Annotated in this window: 17 protein-coding genes and 1 pseudogene; 7 read left to right on the top strand and 11 right to left on the bottom strand. The window is 72.3% G+C overall.

Translation table 11 applies throughout. The features are described 5' to 3' along the window. Nucleotides 1-20 precede the first annotated feature (20 nt). Nucleotides 21-1,172 carry a hypothetical protein gene (locus tag ACFWA7_RS01875; RefSeq protein WP_385537739.1) on the top strand — a complete coding sequence of 384 codons (1,152 nt, stop codon included), beginning with the start codon at nucleotides 21-23 and terminating at the stop codon, nucleotides 1,170-1,172. On the opposite strand, the gene ACFWA7_RS01870 is transcribed toward ACFWA7_RS01875, so the two are convergent. The 3 genes and pseudogenes from ACFWA7_RS01870 to ACFWA7_RS01860 form a co-directional block, all read right to left on the bottom strand. Beyond that, nucleotides 1,132-1,503, bottom strand: a complete 372-nt coding sequence (locus ACFWA7_RS01870; protein ID WP_385820271.1) for a hypothetical protein — start codon at nucleotides 1,501-1,503, stop codon at nucleotides 1,132-1,134. The genes ACFWA7_RS01875 and ACFWA7_RS01870 overlap by 41 nt on opposite strands. Continuing rightward, nucleotides 1,500-1,841: pseudogene (locus tag ACFWA7_RS01865) on the bottom strand (ATP-binding cassette domain-containing protein); the annotation flags it as partial. The pseudogene ACFWA7_RS01865 and the gene ACFWA7_RS01870, both read right to left, overlap by 4 nt. 72 nt (nucleotides 1,842-1,913) lie before the next feature. Beyond that, the gene (locus ACFWA7_RS01860) at nucleotides 1,914-2,993 is read right to left on the bottom strand and encodes a polyprenyl synthetase family protein (RefSeq protein ID WP_385537745.1); all 1,080 of its coding nucleotides are present in this window, start codon (nucleotides 2,991-2,993) and stop codon (nucleotides 1,914-1,916) included. Nucleotides 2,994-3,545: 552 nt separating this feature from the next. On the opposite strand from ACFWA7_RS01860, the gene ACFWA7_RS01855 reads away from it, so the two are divergent. Continuing rightward, on the top strand, nucleotides 3,546-3,842 hold the full coding sequence (locus tag ACFWA7_RS01855; protein WP_385820269.1) for a hypothetical protein: 297 nt from the start codon (nucleotides 3,546-3,548) through the stop codon (nucleotides 3,840-3,842). A 92-nt stretch (nucleotides 3,843-3,934) separates the two neighbouring features. Here the strand turns inward: ACFWA7_RS01855 and ACFWA7_RS01850 are convergent, their stop codons facing one another. The 3 genes from ACFWA7_RS01850 to ACFWA7_RS01840 all read right to left on the bottom strand — a co-directional run bounded on the left by ACFWA7_RS01850 (nucleotide 3,935) and on the right by ACFWA7_RS01840 (nucleotide 7,555). Beyond that, complete coding sequence (locus tag ACFWA7_RS01850) at nucleotides 3,935-5,458, bottom strand: aldehyde dehydrogenase family protein (RefSeq protein ID WP_385820267.1); 1,524 nt, start codon at nucleotides 5,456-5,458, stop codon at nucleotides 3,935-3,937. Between the two features lie 99 nt (nucleotides 5,459-5,557). Further along, a complete protein-coding gene (locus ACFWA7_RS01845) occupies nucleotides 5,558-6,841 on the bottom strand; it encodes a GAF domain-containing protein (RefSeq protein WP_385537754.1) in 1,284 nt (427 codons plus the stop codon). Nucleotides 6,842-6,979: 138 nt separating this feature from the next. Next, nucleotides 6,980-7,555 (bottom strand): N-acetylmuramoyl-L-alanine amidase, encoded by a 576-nt coding sequence (locus ACFWA7_RS01840; RefSeq protein WP_385537756.1) that lies wholly within the window; start codon nucleotides 7,553-7,555, stop codon nucleotides 6,980-6,982. A 413-nt stretch (nucleotides 7,556-7,968) separates the two neighbouring features. Between ACFWA7_RS01840 and ACFWA7_RS01835 the strand changes: the two genes are divergently transcribed. After that, nucleotides 7,969-8,355 (top strand): hypothetical protein, encoded by a 387-nt coding sequence (locus ACFWA7_RS01835; protein WP_385820265.1) that lies wholly within the window; start codon nucleotides 7,969-7,971, stop codon nucleotides 8,353-8,355. A 53-nt stretch (nucleotides 8,356-8,408) separates the two neighbouring features. On the opposite strand, the gene ACFWA7_RS01830 is transcribed toward ACFWA7_RS01835, so the two are convergent. Continuing rightward, on the bottom strand, nucleotides 8,409-9,701 hold the full coding sequence (locus ACFWA7_RS01830) for an SWF or SNF family helicase (protein WP_385820263.1): 1,293 nt from the start codon (nucleotides 9,699-9,701) through the stop codon (nucleotides 8,409-8,411). Continuing rightward, nucleotides 9,698-12,568, bottom strand: coding sequence for a DEAD/DEAH box helicase (locus tag ACFWA7_RS01825; RefSeq protein ID WP_385820424.1), 2,871 nt, complete (start codon nucleotides 12,566-12,568; stop codon nucleotides 9,698-9,700). The genes ACFWA7_RS01830 and ACFWA7_RS01825 overlap by 4 nt, the downstream gene beginning before the upstream one ends. Here ACFWA7_RS01825 and ACFWA7_RS01820 point away from each other — a divergent pair. The 3 genes from ACFWA7_RS01820 (at nucleotide 12,455) to ACFWA7_RS01810 (ending at nucleotide 14,333) form a co-directional block, all read left to right on the top strand. Further along, nucleotides 12,455-12,694 (top strand): hypothetical protein, encoded by a 240-nt coding sequence (locus ACFWA7_RS01820; protein ID WP_385820261.1) that lies wholly within the window; start codon nucleotides 12,455-12,457, stop codon nucleotides 12,692-12,694. The genes ACFWA7_RS01825 and ACFWA7_RS01820 overlap by 114 nt on opposite strands. A 188-nt stretch (nucleotides 12,695-12,882) precedes the next feature. Next, a complete protein-coding gene (locus ACFWA7_RS01815; RefSeq protein WP_385820259.1) occupies nucleotides 12,883-13,959 on the top strand; it encodes a fatty acid desaturase family protein in 1,077 nt (358 codons plus the stop codon). A 194-nt stretch (nucleotides 13,960-14,153) separates the two neighbouring features. Beyond that, entirely contained in the window at nucleotides 14,154-14,333 is a 180-nt protein-coding gene (locus ACFWA7_RS01810; RefSeq protein WP_385537765.1) for a hypothetical protein, read from the top strand. A gap of 85 nt (nucleotides 14,334-14,418) precedes the next feature. On the opposite strand, the gene ACFWA7_RS01805 is transcribed toward ACFWA7_RS01810, so the two are convergent. Further along, nucleotides 14,419-14,946, bottom strand: coding sequence for an SAM-dependent methyltransferase (locus ACFWA7_RS01805; RefSeq protein ID WP_385820257.1), 528 nt, complete (start codon nucleotides 14,944-14,946; stop codon nucleotides 14,419-14,421). 181 nt (nucleotides 14,947-15,127) lie between these two features. On the opposite strand from ACFWA7_RS01805, the gene ACFWA7_RS01800 reads away from it, so the two are divergent. Next, entirely contained in the window at nucleotides 15,128-15,685 is a 558-nt protein-coding gene (locus ACFWA7_RS01800) for a hypothetical protein (RefSeq protein WP_385820255.1), read from the top strand. A 929-nt stretch (nucleotides 15,686-16,614) separates the two neighbouring features. Here ACFWA7_RS01800 and ACFWA7_RS01795 read toward each other — a convergent pair. Beyond that, complete coding sequence (locus ACFWA7_RS01795; protein ID WP_385820253.1) at nucleotides 16,615-17,586, bottom strand: hypothetical protein; 972 nt, start codon at nucleotides 17,584-17,586, stop codon at nucleotides 16,615-16,617. 234 nt (nucleotides 17,587-17,820) lie between these two features. After that, nucleotides 17,821-18,081 (bottom strand): hypothetical protein, encoded by a 261-nt coding sequence (locus ACFWA7_RS01790; RefSeq protein ID WP_385820251.1) that lies wholly within the window; start codon nucleotides 18,079-18,081, stop codon nucleotides 17,821-17,823. Nucleotides 18,082-18,210: the final 129 nt, after the last annotated feature.

Below are 18,210 nucleotides of genomic sequence, written 5' to 3'. Positions count from 1 at the left end.
ATCATCTAGAGAACGACTCCATGGCCAAGAAGAGCACCTCCTCGACCACCGTCCCCGACACCGCGTGGCTGGGGCGCGCGCGCCACCTCGGGCCCGAGCCCGAACAGGACGTCCGGCGCAACCTGATCGCCCTCCAGGCGGCCGGGGTGCTCGACGGCTTCCTGGACCTCGACCCCGTCGAGGCGGCGCGTTCCACCGTCCTGCACCCGCGCGACGAGTCCGCCGACCCCGGCCCGTCGGCCCGCCGCCTCTTCGAGGCCCGCTGGCGCGTGGCCGACGACGTCACGGTGCGGGCCCAGCTGACCCTGTACGAACCCGAGGGCCGCCGCAAGGAAGGCGAGGGCGTCACCTGGGTCCTCGCCGCCGAGGCGGAGCGGGCGTGGGAGGCGCACTGGCCCTCGCCCGTCACCATGTTCTGGCCCGACAGCGACCGGATCGCCTGGGACCACGACACGGTTCCGGGTGTGCGGCTGCGCACGACGAACCAGCTGCCGAAGGACGACGACGAGCTGCGCCACCTGCTGCGGGACTGCAGTCGGCAGAGCTGGTTCATCCATGTCGTGGTGCACGAGGCGATGACACCGGACGCGGCGGGGCAGCAGCCCGTCTCGGCGTTCCTGCCGCCGAGCCTGCGCCACCGGGTGGTCGAGCACCGGAGCACACCGGAGCAGGCACAGATCGCCGACTTCGCGATGAAGCGGGAGCTGGGCGTACGGATGCCGCGCGGCGGCGCCGTCGTCCTGCCCACGACGCCGCAGGGCCCGGGGTACGACGCGGACCGCTTCACGGTGCGCAGTGTCTTCCTCGACGGCTCGGAACCCACCGAACTCCTCGACAGGATCAAGGAGTTCGCCGCCCTGCCGCGCCCGCTGCCCGCCGACGCCGAGCGGGCCCTGACACGGCTGCGCCAGGGCTGGCACCTGCTCACCCCGGACGAGGAACTGGTCCACGCCCAGGGCATGGTCACCAAGTACGCCGAGGCGCTCGACGCCATGACGAACTCCCGCGACCTGTACCGGGAGGCCGCCGAGGCGGCCCAGGCCGCGCTGGCCGAGGCGACCGGCGGCGACGGCCTGCCCCGGCTGCCCGCGCCGAGACCGGCCAAGACGGACGGCTCACCGCTGGGCGCCCTCACGAAGGCGTTCGGCCGCTTCCGGGACCCGAGCAAGTAGGGCGCGGCGGTTCATGCGGGGCTGACGGGCGACGGCTGTGGGGTGGGCGCGCGGAGATGGTTGCGGGTCCGTACGAAGAAGGCCGCCGTCCCGAGGGCGTCACCGTGTTGACGGCCCCGGACGCCATCGTCAGGTGGTTGCCGTCGACGGTCACGGTGCGACCGGTCGCGCGCAGCAGGAACCGCGCGGGCACCGGCGAGACGAACCAGTGCTCCAGCGTCAGCCGGAGCGGGATGTAGACGACGACCAGGACGGTGGCGAGGCGGTGGCGGGCGTGTTCGAGGAGCGCGAAGACGGCGCCGGTACGGAACACCTCCCACACCCGGGTCAACGCGACACTCCCTGCGTGACGGCGGGTTCCGTGTTCCACAGCGCGGCCACTCCGTCCTGCAGCCGGTGGACGACATCCAGCCGTCCGGCGTCCCAGGCCAGATACGACACGACGAGCACCCAGCGGCCCCGCTCACGCGGCCCCGCGGTGACGTCCCGGAACCGCAGATACGTCTCCCAGCCGAACCCCTGGTACGGCTCGTCGAGCAGCAGCACGTCGGGCTCGTGCATGAGCGCCGGGGTCAGGTTCAGCTTCTGCCGGGTGCCTCCGCTGAGCACCTCGACCCGGGTGTGCCGGTACTCGGCGAAGCGCGGTTCGTCGAGCGGTTCGTCAGTACGTCGAGCACGCGCGGGGCGTACGGTCCGAGCGTCACGGGGGATCTCCTTCCGGCGCTTCCTTCTGACGTCAGCTCAGCTTCTGCGCTGAGACAGCCCACCGCTGAGCGAGTGCCACTGCTGCCGTACGTCCATGGGGAGTTCCGCGGCGTCCAGAGCGGCCAGCGCGGAGGCCACATGGCGGGCCGCCACCTCCTCGGCGCGTTCCCGGCTGCGCGTGGCGTCGAGAAGGCCCATGGCCTCGGGGACAAGGGCGGGCGGCAGCGGGGCGGGCCCGAGCAGGGTCGCGAGCCGACGGCCATCGGCGGTGTCCGACCCGGCGGCCAACAGAAGGGGAAGGGTCTTCTTGCCACGCACCAGATCCGTGCCAACGGGCTTCCCGGTAAGAGCCCCGTCGCCCCAGAGGCCGAGCACATCGTCAAGGATCTGGAACGCCACGCCGAGATCGCTGCCGGCGCCGCGCAGGGCCCGCACAACGGGTGGCGGTGCCTGCGCGAGAACGGCGCCGAGCGCCGCCGCGCAGCCGAACAGCGCCCCGGTCTTGCCGCGCGCCATGCCCACGTACCGGGCCACGGACACCTCATGGGCGGAGCGGTGTTCCAGGGCGAGATCCTCCGCCTGCCCCGCCACCATCTGCTCCACGGCGGCGATCAGCTCCTCGGTGGCGGCGGAAGCCCCGGGAGCCCGCGCGTGAAGGATGGTGGCGAAGGCCTGGACGACGAGGGCGTCACCGGTGAGCACGGCGGCGCCGGTGCCGAAGTGCGCCCAGGCGGTGGACCTGCCGCGCCGCTCCGTGTCGCCGTCCATGATGTCGTCGTGCAGCAGCGAGAGCTGGTGCACGAGCTCGACCGCGGTGCCCGCACTGGCGGCGAACCGCTCGGGAGCACCGACCGAACGCACCGACAGCAGCGCAAGCGCGGGCCGGATCTGCTTGCCCGCCCGCACCACTGACGGCGCGCGGCCACCGTCGCTTTCCCATCCCAGGTGGTACCGGCACACCGAGGCGAGGGACACGTGCAGCCGCCCGACGACCTCGCGCAGAACAGGTTCGACGAGCGCGGTCCCCGCCCGCAGGAGCTCCGGGAACTCCTCGTCGTCCAACGCGGGTTCGACGTCCGGACAGTGTGCGACGCCGTGCGGCAGCGTGTCAGTCATGTTCTCTCGTCCCCCTGCCGTCGTCCCCGGTGATCGGGTCGGCCCCCTCGGCCCGTACAACGACGCCGTCGATCACGGGTTGCGGGCTGTTCGGAGACCTGTCCGGGGGACAACACGACCCGGATGTGACTCGTCGTCCGACGAGGGGGCAGAGGGGGGTGGGACCTCCTGTGCCCGGACGGCGACAGGTTCCATGAGGGGTACAGACATGGCCAGTTGGAGGGCCACGCTCCGTGAGGGTGTTGGTCGTCTGGGGATGCGGAGGCCCGCCCCGGGCCCGCAGCCCGCGCCGAGCGCAACTGCAGGGGTACGGGACGACAACGCCGATCCGTTCACGACGGCACGGTCATCGGTTGTTCAACCGTCGTTCTCCTGAAACTCAACAGTGTCAAAAATGTCTTAAAATCACAGGCCTCAACTCTTCACTCCTGTCACACCGTTGATCACATTTCCCTCACGTCCCGCTCGGCGAAGGACGCCGCGGCCTCCACCCGCATCGACGCCGGCTTCACGTTCCGCTCCAAGCAGGTCGCGGCCACCACGGCGCTGCCGGTGTCCACGGTCCGCTTCGCGGCCCCCGCCGACCTCGCCTCGCGCGCCCCGGCCGGCAGGCCGGTCCAGGTCCCGGTGACCGTGCAGGGCGCGGCGGCCGGGAAGAACCTCAGGTCCCTCACCGTGTCCGTGAGCTACGACGACGGCAATACCTGGCAGCTCGTGAAGGTCGAGAACGGCAGGATCTCCGTGAAGAACCCGGCGAAGGACAAGGCCATCTCGTTCCTCGCCGAGGTCACGGACAAGCAGGGCAACAAGTCGACGCTGAGGATCCACAACGCGTACCACGGCAAGTGACGTTGCCCCGGTGACGACGCAGGTGTGACGGCGACGTGCTGGAAGGCGTTCAAGGACGCTTTCCAGCACGTCGGGCGCCTTTTCTCATGCCTCTAGAAGAAGCCCAGCTTCTTCGCCGAGTACGACACGAGCAGGTTCTTCGTCTGCTGATAGTGATCCAGCATCATCTTGTGGTTCTCCCGCCCGATCCCCGACTGCTTGTAGCCGCCGAAGGCGGCGTGTGCCGGGTAGGCGTGGTAGCAGTTCGTCCAGACGCGGCCCGCCTGGATCGCTCGGCCCGCGCGGTACGCCTGGCTGCCGTCGCGGGTCCAGACGCCGGCGCCGAGGCCGTACAGGGTGTCGTTCGCCGTGCGGATCGCGTCGTCGAGGTCCGTGAAGGACGTCACCGCGACCACCGGGCCGAAGATCTCCTCCTGGAAGATCCGCATGCGGTTGTCGCCCTCGAAGATCGTGGGCTGGACGTAGTAGCCACCTGCCAACTCGCCGTCGTACTCGATCCGCTGACCTCCTGTCAGAATCTTCGCGCCCTCCTGCTGGCCGATGTCCAGGTAGGACAGGATCTTCTGGAGCTGGTCGTTTGAGGCCTGGGCGCCGATCATCGTGTCCGTGTCCAGCGGGTGGCCCGCCACGATGGCCTCGGTGCGGGCGATGCCCGCCTCCAGGAACTCGCTGTAGTGGCCGCGCTGGATCAGCGCCCGGGACGGACACGTGCAGACCTCGCCCTGGTTGAGGGCGAACATCGTGAAGCCCTCCAGCGCCTTGTCGCGGAAGTCGTCGTCCGCCGACCAGACGTCGTCGAAGAAGATGTTCGGGGACTTGCCGCCGAGTTCCAGCGTCACCGGGCGGATGTTCTCCGACGCGTACTGCATGATCAGGCGGCCCGTCGTCGTCTCGCCGGTGAAGGCGATCTTCGCCACGCGCGGGCTCGACGCCAGTGGTTTGCCCGCCTCCACGCCGAAGCCGTTCACCACGTTCACCACGCCCGGCGGGATCAGGTCGGCCACCAGGCCCAGCCAGATGTGTACGGACGCCGGGGTCTGCTCGGCGGGCTTGAGCACCACCGCGTTGCCCGCCGCGAGCGCCGGTGCCAGTTTCCATGTGGCCATCAGGATCGGGAAGTTCCACGGGATGATCTGGCCGACGACGCCGAGCGGCTCGTGGAAGTGGTACGCGACCGTGTCCTCGTCGACCTGGCTCAGCGAGCCCTCCTGCGCGCGGAGCGCTCCCGCGAAGTAGCGGAAGTGGTCGATCGCCAGCGGGATGTCGGCCGCCAGCGTCTCGCGGACCGGCTTGCCGTTCTCCCAGCTCTCCGCGACCGCCAGCTCCTCCAGATGCGCCTCCATCCGGTCGGCGATCTTGTTGAGGATGTTGGCGCGCTCGGTCGGGGCGGTCCGGCCCCAGGCGGGCGCCGCCGCGTGGGCCGCGTCGAGGGCGCGCTCGACGTCCTCCGCCGTGCCGCGGGCGATCTCGGTGAAGGGGCGGCCGTTCACGGGGCTCGGGTTCTCGAAGTACTGGCCGCCGGCCGGCGGTACGTACTCCCCGCCGATGAAGTGGTCGTAGCGCGACTCGTACGAGACGATCGCGCCCTCGGTGCCGGGCGCTGCGTAACGGGTCATCTCCGTGGCCTCCCTCCGGCGCCGCCCGCCCTTGGGCGGCACTCGCAGCGGAGGCTAGGACCGTCGACGTTGCGGGCCCGTTGCGAGCCCCTGCGGCGGTCAGGTGCTTCGGGTGAACCCCGACCCCTGCTCCGCATCCAGCTCCCGCACCCTCGCCCGCGCAGCCCCCCGCCCGCACTCCGGCAGCGCCCCCGCCAGCGCCCGCCACACCCTCACGTCCTCCCCGCCCCACGGGCTGCGTGCCCAGTCCGCAAGCAGTCCGGGGTCGCCGCGCTCGATCAGGGCCGCGCGCAGCTGTCCGGCTAGGCGGGACCGTATCCGTACCACGGCGGGTGCCTGCGAGGCGGGCAGCAAGGGGCCCGTGTACGCGCCCATCGCCGCCGCCACCGCGCCCGAGCCCAGGCGGCGGGCGACCATGTCGAAGTCGGTGTCGACCGGGAGGGTGAGGCGGTACGGGCGGGAGGACAGGAGGTCGGGGCCCAGCAGGCGGCGCAGGCGCGACAGTTCGGCGCGGACCGTCACCGGGGTCACCGACTCGTCCTCGTACAGGTCGACCAACAGCTGATCACCCGTCAGGCCCTCGGGGTGGCGGGCGAGCAGCACCAGAAGCTCGCTGTGGCGGCGGCTGAGGCGGACCTTGCGCCCGGCGGCGACCAGCAGCGCCTCGTCACGGCCGAGGGCGCTCAGCCCGATCGTGTCGCCGGTCGGCTGCGGGGCGAGCAGGGCGAGTTCCGCCTCCGCCGCCCGCGCCACCGCCTGGACGAACGCGAGGCTGTGCGGATGCGCCAGGCCGTTGCCGCCGGTGATGTCCACCGCGCCGAGCAGCCGCCCCGTGCGCGGATCGTGCAGCGGCGCCGCCGCGCACGTCCAGGGATGCACCGGGCGCCGGAAGTGCTCGGCGGAGAAGACCTGTACGGGCCGGTCCTCGGCCAGCGCCGTCCCCGGCGCGTTGGTGCCCACCGCCGACTCCGCCCACCGGGCGCCCGGCACGAAGTTCATCGCGCCCGCCTTGCGCCGGGCCCCCGGGTGCCCCTCGACCCACAGCAGCCGTCCCCGCGCGTCGCACACGGCGACGAGATGCTCGCCGTCCTTCGCGTATGTGCCCATCAGCTCCCGGATCACCGGCATCACCCGGGCCAGGGGGTGCCCGTCCCGGTACACGGCCAGCTCGTCCTCGCCCAGCTCCACACCGGCCGTGCCGTCCGGGTTCACCCGGGCCCGGGCCGAGCGACGCCAGGACGCGGCCACCAGCGGACGTACGGGCCGGACCACCCGCCCGGCCGAGGTGAACGCCTCATGGGCGCGGCGCAGCTCGCCGGTCCGCTCGGCGGGGTCGGCCCCGGCCTCCAGAGCGACCCAGGACTCGTACCGCGTATCGGTCAACTGGGCCTCCGGGCGGGCGGGGCGGGCGGGGACCGGTCCATCGTCGGCCCGCCGGGCGCACCCGGCAAGGCACCCCGCACGCCCTCGGCGCGTCCCCGGCAACGCAACCCGCATACCGGTCGGCGAATCCCCGTGCGCTCAGGCGAAGTTGACCAGCCGGATGTAGCGCACCCAGTCCCAGTTCGGCCCCGGGTCGGTGTGGTCGGTGCCGGGGACCTGGTAATGGCCGATAATGTGCTCCCGGTCCTTGGGGATCCCGTGCCGGTCGCAGATCGAGGCGGTCAGCCGCGCCGACTCCTCGTACAGCGCGTTGGTGAAGTAGGCGGGCTGGTCCACCCACCCCTCGTGCTCGATGCCGACGCTGCGGGTGTTGTAGTCCCAGTTGCCCGCGTGCCAGGCGATGTCCTGCTCTCGCACCATCTGCGCCACATAGCCGTCGGCGGACCGCACCACATAGTGCGCGGACACCTTCTTCGCCGGGTTCTGGAAGATCCCGAGCGTGTTGCCGAACGTCTCCTGGGTGACATGGATGACCACCCGTTCGACCGGATACGTGAAGGGGCGCTGGGAAGCGGTGTAGTTGGCGGTCGAGGCGGGGACCCAGTGCGCGCCCGGGTAGTCGGTGTCGGCGGCGGCCTCGGCACGTGTCGCGGGGAAGAGCGCGCCCGCGGCCACGCTGGCGGCGGCGCCCTGGAGGAGTCTTCGGCGGTCCACGGGTAACGAGCTCCTGTATGTCGTGTCGTGTGTGCGTCGTGTCGCTTGTGCGTCGATACGTCACGTTCAACCGGCAAGAACGTCGCCGAGATTACGGTACGGGGAGGTGTACGAGGGTGGAAGGGCCGCAGCTGCGCGCGGCGGCGGCCGGGGCGCGGAACGGCGTGCTGCCACGGCCGGGTGGCTCCGGCGAGCGCCGCTCCTGACCGACTTTGGCGTAAATTCCGGCCAGGGGTCGCGAGATGAACCGTTTCGGCCCGACTCTGGAGGCTATGGCCACGCCGCCCGTACCTCCGCGCCCACCCGGGCCGCCGTCCTCGCCGGGCGGGGGCTTCGGTCCCCCCGCCTGGCAGCCCCCGACGCCGCCGCCGTCACCCCCGGGCCCGCCGGCTGGAGGCGGCCGCCGGGGCGTCTTGATACTGCTCGCGGTCGTGGTGGCCGCCGCGGCCGTCGTCGCCATCGTGCTGGTGGTGAACGGCAGCGGCGGCGGGGCCGACGACAGGCCGACGAAGACCCCGACGAGCAAGGGGGCCCCGACGCCGTCACTGAGCCTTCCGAGCGGGATCCCGACGGAGCTGCCCTCCGAACTCCCCACGAGCCTTCCGTCCAGCCTTCCGTCAGGACTCCCCACGGAACTGCCGAGCGGCTTCCCGAGCGACCTGCCGGACCTGCCGGACCTGCCCACCGAGTTCCCCGGCGGCATACTCCCGTCGGCGGCGAACGCCCCCGGCGACGACCTGCCGCTCTACGAGCTCAGGGCGGGTGGGACACCGGGCCACGGGGCGCCTCCCAGGACATAGGCACCGCGCCCCCACCACCGCGCCCCACCACCGCACCCCCACCACCGCACCCCTTACCGCTCCAGCACCGCCCCCGGATCCAGGTCGGCGGGACCCGCCGGGACCCACGCCCCGCGCTCCTTGCGGTACGGCCACCACCGGCCGTCCCGTCCGAGCCGCAGCTGTGCGCCGCCCCCGACCACCGTCCAGCGGTTCGCGCCGGACACGCGCAGTACGGGCCGTTCCTCGTCCTGCCAGGCCCGCGCGAGCGCGTCCCGGGCCCGGGCCAGGGCCTCCGGCCCGGGGGTCCACTCCTCCTCCAGTACGGAGAGGGAGGCGGCGCCCCCGTACCGCCACGCTCGTACGGCGAGGTCCAGCTCGGCCGGCCGCCGTCCGGAACCGGCCGCAAGGCGGCCCGTGATCCGCCTGTCCTCACAGTCCGCCGCCAGACGTACGGCGTCCTGATTCTGCGTCAGGTCAGATGGCGGCGACTGGTGTTCATGGCCCGGTGCGAGCGCCTCCGCCAGCATCTGGCGTGCCCGCCGCGCCGCGTCCGCCGCCAGGAACTCCAGCGCCGCGGGATCGACGCCGGGCTCGGGGGCGGCCTCCGTGTCGAGGTGCGGCGGCGCCCCCGCCTCGGCCGGTACCTCGGGCGCCCCGGGCAGCGGTGGCACGATGTCCCGCGCCGCGAAGACCTCGGCGGCCGGGACCCCGGCCGGAACATCCGGTTCCGCAGACCGGGGCGCCGCGCTTCGTTCAGCCAGCTCCGTCAGCAGCGCCCGCTCACCCCGGCCCCGCATGAGCAGCAGGACGAACGGGTCCTGGTCGAGGAGGCGCGCCACCTGGTAGCAGAGCGCCGCCGTGTGCGGGCAGTGGTCCCACGCCTCACAGGTGCACTCGGGTTCCAGGTCGCCTATGCCCGGCAGGAGTTCCACTCCGGCCGCCGCGGCGTCCTCCACCAGATGCGGAGGCATATCGCGGTCGAGGAGCGCAGCGATGTGCCCCGCCCGCTCCACCGCCATGCCGAGGAAACGGTCCCAGTCGTCCCCGGAAAGCCGCTGCCACACCACGTCGCCGCGGTGGGAGGTGCCGTCCCGGTCGCGCACGACGGCGGTGATCCGCCCGGGCCGTACCGACACCGCCCCGACCGCGCCCTCGCGCGCGTAGCGGCGGCCCGTCTTCAGCTGCTGGCCGTCGAGCGCCGTGTCCTCAAGGGCCTTGAGCCACGCCTGGCCCCACCACGTCCGCGCGAAACCGCGCCCGTGCGCGGGTGGCAGCGCCGCGAAGGTGCGCTCCTCGGGAGCACGGCCGTCCTCGCCGTGGTCCCCGTACATCCGCTCCTGTGAGAGATCCCCGTACTCGCTCATCGCCCGCTCCCTCGCAGTGCCACCAGATCCGCCAGATCGGCGTCGGACAGTTCCGTCAGCGCCGCCTCAGCCGACTCGCCGGTGCCGAGGACCGCGTCCGCCAGCTCCCGCTTGCGCGTCAGCATCTCGGCGATGCGGTCCTCGATCGTCCCCTCCGCGATCAGCCGGTGGACCTGCACCGGCTGCGTCTGGCCGATGCGGTACGCACGGTCGGTGGCCTGCGCCTCGACGGCCGGGTTCCACCAGCGGTCGTAGTGGACGACATGGCCCGCCCGGGTGAGGTTCAGACCGGTGCCCGCCGCCTTCAACGACAGCAGGAACACCGGGACTTCACCGTCCTGGAAGCGCCGCACCATCCGCTCGCGCTGCTCCACGGGTGTACCGCCGTGCAGGAACTGCGTGGCGACCCCGCGCGCGGCCAGATGCCGCTCGATGAGCCGCGCCATCTGTACGTACTGGGTGAAGACCAGCACCGCACCATCCTCGGAGAGGATGGTGTCCAGGAGTTCGTCGAGCAGCTCCAGCTTGCCGGAGCGGTCCGCGATGCGCGGCTGCTCCTCCTTGAGGTACTGCGCGGGGTGGTTGCAGATCTGCTTCAGCGCGGTGAGCAGCTTCACCACGAGCCCGCGCCGCTCGAAGCCGTCGGCGCCCGCAATCTCCGCGAGGGTCTCGCGCACCACCGCCTCGTAGAGACCCGTCTGCTCCTTGGTGAGCGAGACGGCCCGGTCGGTCTCCGTCTTGGGCGGCAGCTCGGGCGCGATGCCCGGGTCGGACTTGCGGCGCCGCAGCAGGAACGGGCGGACCAGACGGGACAGCCGCTCGGCCGCCGCCGGGTCCTTGCCGCCCTCGACGGCCTGTGCGTACTTGGTACGGAACGTACCGAGCCGGCCGAGCAGCCCCGGTGTCGTCCAGTCGAGGATCGCCCACAGCTCGGAGAGGTTGTTCTCGACCGGCGTGCCGGTGAGCGCCACGCGCGCGCGGGCGCCGATGGTGCGCAACTGCCGGGCGGTCGCCGAGTACGGGTTCTTGATGTGCTGGGCCTCGTCCGTGACGACCATGCCCCACGTCACTTCGCCGAGCTTCGGGGCGTCGAGCCGCATCGTCCCGTACGTGGTGAGGACGAACTCCCCGTCCGCGAGGCCCTCCAGGCGCCGCGCGGAGCCGTGGAAACGGCGCACGGGCGTGCCCGGCGCGAACTTCTCGATCTCCCGCTGCCAGTTGCCCATCAGGGACGTCGGACAGACCACGAGCGTGGGGCCGGCGGTCGCCGGGCTGCTCTGGCGGTGCAGGTGCAGGGCGATGAGAGTGATCGTCTTGCCGAGGCCCATGTCGTCGGCGAGGCACCCGCCGAGGCCGAGCGAGGTCATGTCGGCCAGCCAGTTGAGGCCCCGTAGCTGGTAGTCGCGCAACCGCGCGGCGAGCGCGGCGGGCTGCTGCACGGCGTCCTGGCGCGCGCCCTCGGGGTCGGCGAGGCGGTCGCGCAGGCCCGCGAGCCAGCCCGACGCCTCGACGTCGACCCGGCGTCCGTCGACCTCCGTCGAGCCGGTCAGGACGGCGCCGAGCGCGTCGACAGGGGTCACTTTGCGGTCCTGTGCAGCGCGGGCGCGGCGGACCTCCTCGGGGTCGATCAGGACCCACTGGTCGCGCAGCCGCACCACCGGCCGGCCAGCCTCGGCCAGTTGGTCCAGCTCCGCGCGCGTGAGCTGCGTGTCGCCGAGCGCGAACCACCACTCGAAGGCGAGCAGGGCGTCCGCGGAGAGCGTGGACGGTGCCGCGGACCGCGTACTGTCCGGCGGCGCTTCGGACGAGCTCCGCTGCGCGGCCTCCTGCACGGGCCCGATCACCGCGCGCGTGGTGAACTTTCGCGCGAGGTCCTTGGGCCAGTGCACCTGGACGCCGATCGCGGCGAGCGTGCGCGCGGCCCCGCCGAGCAGCTCGCCCACCTCCTCGTCGGCCAGCTCGATCGCGTCCGGCACGGCCGCCGAGAGCAGCGGCGCGAGCGGCGCCCACGCGCGCGTGGCGCGACGCAGCGCAAGGAGCGCGTCCATCCGCGCGTGCGGACCGAACGCCCCGGCGGCGGCCCCGGACTCACCCCACACCTCGGCCGCGTCCGCCACCAGAGCGGGGTCACTCACGCTGTGCAGCTGGAGCACGGCCCGGAAGGCCGGCCCTGCCGCGTCCGGGTCCGCCGACTCCAGACCGGGCAGTTCGACGCGGAGCGAGATGCGCACACCCGCGTCGTGCCCGGCGGCCACCTCCGCGGCCCAGGCACGCTGTCCGGGCAGCCGCTGGGGCGGGTCCGCCGCGAAGGCGGGGGAGCCGGTCGCCAGGGCGGCGGCGGGCGTGCGCGGCAGCCCGTCCGCGACCGCGTCGAGGAACTGCCGTACCAGCACCTCGGGTTCGGGCAGCAGCAACGCCTCGCCACCGGCGTCGAGCGGCACCGCGTGCGCCTCGGGCGGCATCGAGGCCGCCAGTTCACGGACGCGCCCCAGCTCGTCGGCGCCCAGCGGCCCGATCCGCCACGCGTCGTGGTCGGTGGGGGAGAGTCCGGGCAACAGCAGGCCACGCGCGGCGAGTTGCAGCGCCCGGAGCGCGGCCGTACCCCAGAAGGCGGCGGCCCGCGAGGCGTCGGCGCGGGGCCGGGCCCTCGTCAGGACGGGCAGCGCGTCGCGTACGGGCAGAACAGCCGCACGTACCGCGTACGGCTCGGCGTCGGCCCCCACCACCGTCAGCTCCTCGGCAGGCTCCTCAGCGTGGCCGAAGAAGGCCTGCGGGGCCGTGCCGTCGGTGCGCCAGAACGCGATGCGGCCGAGGCGGGCGGGGTCGGCGGGCAGGAAGGTGACGTGGCAGCGGGCGAGTTCGTCGATCTCGGAGGGTGTGGGCGCGGGAAGCCTGTGTACGGCGATGACACATTCCTCAAACTTGACTACTGCGGTTCCGGAATCGCCGAGGGTACACCGGGCGAAGTGCTGCCGGGCGGATGCGCGCCGTGATCTGGCTCACTCGACGCGCGCGCGGGGCGCGCCTCGCGCGCTCGGGGTGGCGACAGCACCACCATGACCCCGGGACAGGCCCCCGCCCGGTCCGGGTGGTGGCGCCATAGCGGCCAGGGGCCCCGGCTTCGTACGTTTCATGAGGTCAGCGCAGGTGACTGCGGCAGACCAGCGACCGGAGACCGACCATGCCCCAGGCCATTGCGAACGCCGAGAGCGGCGCGAGCGCCACCCTGCTCGCGCCACCGCGCCCCACCGGACGCGGCAGCGAATTCGCACCGCTCCTGAAGGCGGCCAAGGGGCAGGGGCTGCTGGAGCGGCGCACCGGCTGGTACGTGCGGGGCATCGCCGTCAACCTCCTCGCCCTCGCCGCGACCGTGACCGCGATGGCGCTCACCGGAGACACCTGGTGGACCCTGCTGTACGCCGTGCCGCTCGCGGTGTTCTGGGCCCGGACCGCGTTCTTCGGCCACGACGCGGGCCACGCCCAGATAACCCGCAGCCGCCGCGCGGGCCGGACCGTCGGCCTGCTCCACAGCAATCTGCTGCTCGGTATGAGTTATGCCTGGTGGAACGACAAGCACAACCGCCACCACGCCAACCCCAACCACGTCGACAAGGACCCGGACGTCGGCGTCGGCGCGCTCGTGTGGACCGAGAAGCAGGCCGAGCGCCGTGAGGGGTTCGCACGCCGGCTCACCCGTAACCAGGCCCGGCTGTTCTTCCCGATGCTGCTGCTCGAAGGCATCGCCCTGAAGGTGTACGGATTCCAGGACCTGCGCAGGCAGCCCCGGCGGGAACGAGCCGTCGAGGGCACGCTCCTCGTGGTGCACCTCGCCGCCTACACGGGCCTTCTGCTGACCGTGCTGTCGCCGGGCAAGGCGCTGGTCTTCGCGCTGCTGCACCACGCCCTCTTCGGACTCCACCTGGGCATGACCTTCGCACCCAACCACAAGGGCATGGAGATGCCCGACGCCGACGACGACGGCTGGGGCCATCTGCGCCGCCAGGTCCTCACCTCGCGCAACGTGCGCGGCGGACCGCTCACCGACTGGTTCCTCGGCGGACTGAACTACCAGATCGAGCACCATCTCTTCCCGAACGTACCCCGGCCCCACCTGCGGCTCGTCCAGCCGCTGGTCCGCGCCCACTGCCGGGCCGTCGGCATCCCGTACGCCGAGACCTCCTTGATCGACTCCTACCGCCAGGCCCTGCGGCACATGCACGCCGTCGGAGCGCCGCTGCGCCGGGATGCGGCCGTGTAGCTGCCGCAAGGGGGAATCGGAGCGCGGAATCGGGGCACGGACGCGGGGCCCTGTCGCACCGCTGCCGCATAGTGGAAACAGACGGCCGGCGTGCCGCGCGGAAAGTGGACGCGGGGCCGGGAACCGGAGGACGCGGCCACGCGTTCCCTGGACAGAGAGCGGCGGCAGCAGCGGCCGCGAAGGAGGCGACGGACATGACGAAGCGCGCGATGATCGCCGCCGGTGGAGTAGTGGTGGGACTCGTCCTGATCCCGCTGATCGGATTCCTGCCGGCGCTGCTGGTGCTCATAGGGGTGCCCGTCGTGGCCTATCTGATGCTGGACCCGAGCCAGCGCCGCAGGCTGCGCCACATCACCCGCAAGGAACTGCGCTGACGGTGGCTCTGGGCCTGGCCCGGGTCCTGGCCCGGCTCCGGCCTGTTGCGGCTACGGCTCCGGCCCGGCCTCGGCGGTCAGCCCCTCAGTCGTCGAGGCCGCTCCCGGACACCGGCTCGCCCGCGTAGTAGTCCCGCATCAGCTCCGTGGACCACTCCGGCTGGACCGTCTCGCCGCGTGGGCCGAACTCCGCCATGTACGGCTTGATGTCGAGGACCGGGGTGCCGTCCACCGCGTCCAGGCCGGTGACGTGTATGTCCAGCCCTTCCACCTTCACCACACGGCAGCGCGAGACGCCGAGCCGGTTCGGGCGGTTCTTGCCGCGCTGGGCGAAGATCCCGACCAGCGGCCAGTCGGGGTTGCCGCGCGGACGGCGCGCGCCCGACTCGATCTTCTCGGGGGCCACCCGGTCGAAGTGGTACACGACCTCCAGATGGGAGAAGTCCGTCAGGCCGAACAGCGCCTCAGGGCCGAACTGTTCGGCGTCGATCCGGATCACCGCCGACTCACCGCCCCAGTGGTCGTCGGCCACTTCGGCCCGCCCGCCGACCACCCGCCCCACCGCCCGGCACACCACTTCCGCGCCGCGCGCGTGGGCTCCAACGTCCGCCATGTGCTTCCTCCCGTACCCGATCCGCATCCGAGGGCCGGCTCCGTATGCGATTCGAAGCTGCCCTTGCAACAGTGGTGCCTTGCCGCCCGCCCGAAATCGCATTGCCCATCGATCGAAAGGCTGCCAGGATCGTACGCATGATGATCCGAAAGGAGGCCTCACGATCCCACGGTGATCGTTGATGGCCCATTCCGCTCCGCCCCAGCCGCTGACCCCCGAGTGGATCAGCACCCACTTCGACTCCCTGCCGTTCCCGGCCCGGATGCCCGCCCTCGCGCGCTACGCGCGAACGCTCGCCCCGGACGCGTACGCCACCCTGCACCGCGCCCTCGACGACGGTGACCAGGACGAACGGCACACCGGACTCTTCCTCGCCGTCGCCCGCCGCGACCTCGACACCGTGGCCGCAGCACTCGACGACCCCGTGCTGCGCCGCCGGGCGCTCGCCGCGGCCATCAGGCTGCCGGTGCCGGAAGAGCCGCTCGCCGCCCTCGCGCTGAGCGACATCCGCGCGGTGCGCCACTCCGCGTACCGCGTACTGCGGCTCGGCCGCCGTCGCCGCCTCGCCGATCGGCTCCTGCCCGAGGTGTACGAACGCCACGGCGCCCAGGAAGCGGCCCGGCTGCTCAGCGCCTGCTCACCCGGGACGGTCGCCCGCTGGCTGCCCCGGACGGACGTCCCGCCGGGGTGCTGTCCACCCTCGCCCGTACCGCGCCCGCCGCCGCCGCGGCCCTGCTGATCAAGGAGTACGGCGAACGGGCCGACGGTCCGTACGCCTACCGCTATGCGCAGGGCAGGAAGCTCGTCGCCACCGTCGTCGCGGAAACGCGACGCGGCGGCGGGCCTCTCTATGCTGCGCGACGCGCCCCGCCTCATCGGGGAACGCGCGGCTGTCGCACTCCTGCGACGCCCCGCCGAACTCCTCGACGTCCTGCGGGGTCTCCGCGCACTCTCGCCTGTCCCGCTGGGGGAGGAGGCCGGGCCCTTCGAACTGACCGTACCGGCGGGCCCCTTGGGTCGGGCGACCGTCGCCGCGCTCCGCGCCCTCCCTGCGCCCGACCTCGTCGAACTGGCCACTCGTTGCCGCGCCACGGGCGGCCATATGCGCGCACCGGGACGGCAGGAGGTGGCCGCCCGACCCCCTGCTCGCGCTGCTGCCCCCGGCCGAACGGCGGCGGCTCGTCGCCGAACGGGTAGGCGGCGACACGGGACACCGGGTCCCGCTGGTCGCCCTCGCCGCCCTCACCGCCCTCGAACCGGCCGACCGCGCCGAGTTCAGTGACGCACGCCTTGAGCGCTGGAAGCGACGCCCGGTCCATCTCATCGCCGTGGCAGTCGGCCTGCCTCTCGCGGACGCCGAACCGATCCTGCGAGAACAGGCCTCCCAGCATCGGATCCACCAGCGAGTGTTCGCGTGGCCCGCGCTGCTGGCATGCGCCGAACTCAAAGGAGATCCGGACGAGTTCGCCCGTATCGCGCTGAGCTGCGAACGGGCCTGGCATGATCAGGAAGAGGTACGCCGCTGCACGCTGCAACAACTGGCGGGAACCGCCGCGCGCCTGCTGCCAGCCCTACCCGAACAGGTCCTCCGGGACGCCACACTGACGGCCGTCCAGTCCCGCGACTCCAAGGCGGAGACCCCCGCCGCTTTGGGTGCGCGGGTGTGGCTCAGGACGGCCGTACGGCGATCGCGTCCAAGGCTTCCAGTAGCTCCGGCAACTTGGGTCCGCGCCCCACCGGCGTCACCTCGCCCGGCTCGTCGTCCAGCAGTACGAACGCGATGTCGTCGGTCCTGGCGACGATCGACCACCCGGGGCCGTCGGCCCGCAACATACGCGCCCCACCCGGCGCGAAGCTCGACCGGACACGCCCGAGCGGGGGAGGGGAGTCGAGGTACTGACGTGCCTCGTCGAGAACTCGCTCCACGCGCGCGTTGAGGATGCCGGTGGCGGCGGAGGCGTCGGCATCTGGCTCCTCCGGGGTCTCGGAAGCCGACGGTTCGGCAGAGTCCGATTCGGCAGCTTCCAGTATGGAATCCGCAGGATCATCCGATTCTGCGGACGCCGTCGGCTCCGCATCCTCGTCGCCGCCGTCGCTGCCGCCCTCGCCCTCATCATCGCCGTCGGCTATCTGGCCGCGCCACATCGCCCACTGGAGGGCGACTTCGTCGGCGCCGAGACGCCGTTGCGCGGAGCCCCACACGCTCGTGTCGGGCGGCGAGAGCGGCGGCCGCATCGTGCCGTCTTCGTCGGGCTCGGGGTCGGGGTCGTGCGGCGGCGCCACTCCGGGCGCGGCGACGGCGAGTTCCAGCGGCCAGCCCGGCAGCGCGGCCACCACCGTACGCTCGTCCGGAGACAAGTCGTACTCCATCCCGCAGTCCCATGACGCGATCGCCACCGCGACCAGCGACACGTCGTGGACGATCACGGTCCAACGGGCGCCGCTCCCGTCCTGGCCGAGGACCAGGCCGTAGCCACCCGGGTACGGTTCGAGGCCGAGGACCGCACACGCCTCCGGGAAGTCGTCACCGAGCACGCTGGGGAACTGCGCGGGCGTGAGCAACACCGCCGTGAGCACATACAGCGCGTCGTCATCGACCGCGTCGGCTGTGGCAGTCGCGGCCTCGTCCGTCCCGGTCACGGAACCCTCCCCTTCGGATCGCTCGTCGGCGCACCATAACCAGTCGGCAACCCGATCGTCGAGGGTTTGCTGCACCGGAGGACGCTGCGAAGGAAACCGATGGGACCGGGCAAGGTGAGAGGTCAGGCGCGGCGCGCGGAGAGATCGGGTGACATCGGAGGGGATGGGGCGAGATCGCGTGGAATCAGCCCGGATCACGCGCACTGACCGTGCACCGACCCAGCCAGTACGGGGTCAGGCGACCGGCAACCCCATGAGCGAGCGTGCAACGGCCTGCGGCGACTCGTCGCGCTCCCGCGCCAGCGCGATGAGCGCCCGGCACGCCAGCTCCCGCACCCCGAAGGACATCGCCTCCGGCGACACCCACCCGACCGCCTCGTCGAGCGCCTCCTGGTCGTCGTCCGCGCAGGCCGCGACGTAGGTGGCGGCGGCCTCGAAGATGTTGTGCTGCCGCACGGGCTCGCGCCGTTCCGGCTTCCGCGATTTGCCGAACATACGAAACATCCGGACCGCCTTCCCTGCGGCTGCGCTCGCCTGGTGCGAATCAACGTGCCTTTCTCAAGCTAGAGTTGACGACCTGGTGACAGATAGGGGTCGGAACCGGTCGGTTGACGTGAACCGCCG

This window comes from Streptomyces sp. NPDC059994, from assembly GCF_042737755.1.
Lineage (GTDB): Bacteria > Actinomycetota > Actinomycetes > Streptomycetales > Streptomycetaceae > Streptomyces.
Note: the sequence above shows the minus strand (reverse complement) of the source record. Positions and strands in the feature narration are given on the sequence as shown.

Excerpts from the sequence above, each read along its gene's own strand:
- ACFWA7_RS01875 (WP_385537739.1), top strand. The coding sequence starts at position 21 with ATGGCCAAGAAGAGCACCTCCTCGACCACCGTCCCCGACACCGCGTGG.
- ACFWA7_RS01860 (WP_385537745.1), bottom strand. The coding sequence starts at position 2,993 with ATGACTGACACGCTGCCGCACGGCGTCGCACACTGTCCGGACGTCGAA.
- ACFWA7_RS01850 (WP_385820267.1), bottom strand. The coding sequence starts at position 5,458 with ATGACCCGTTACGCAGCGCCCGGCACCGAGGGCGCGATCGTCTCGTAC.
- ACFWA7_RS01830 (WP_385820263.1), bottom strand. The coding sequence starts at position 9,701 with ATGAGCGAGTACGGGGATCTCTCACAGGAGCGGATGTACGGGGACCAC.
- ACFWA7_RS01815 (WP_385820259.1), top strand. The coding sequence starts at position 12,883 with ATGCCCCAGGCCATTGCGAACGCCGAGAGCGGCGCGAGCGCCACCCTG.
- ACFWA7_RS01810 (WP_385537765.1), top strand. The coding sequence starts at position 14,154 with ATGACGAAGCGCGCGATGATCGCCGCCGGTGGAGTAGTGGTGGGACTC.
- ACFWA7_RS01805 (WP_385820257.1), bottom strand. The coding sequence starts at position 14,946 with ATGGCGGACGTTGGAGCCCACGCGCGCGGCGCGGAAGTGGTGTGCCGG.
- ACFWA7_RS01800 (WP_385820255.1), top strand. The coding sequence starts at position 15,128 with ATGGCCCATTCCGCTCCGCCCCAGCCGCTGACCCCCGAGTGGATCAGC.
- ACFWA7_RS01790 (WP_385820251.1), bottom strand. The coding sequence starts at position 18,081 with ATGTTCGGCAAATCGCGGAAGCCGGAACGGCGCGAGCCCGTGCGGCAG.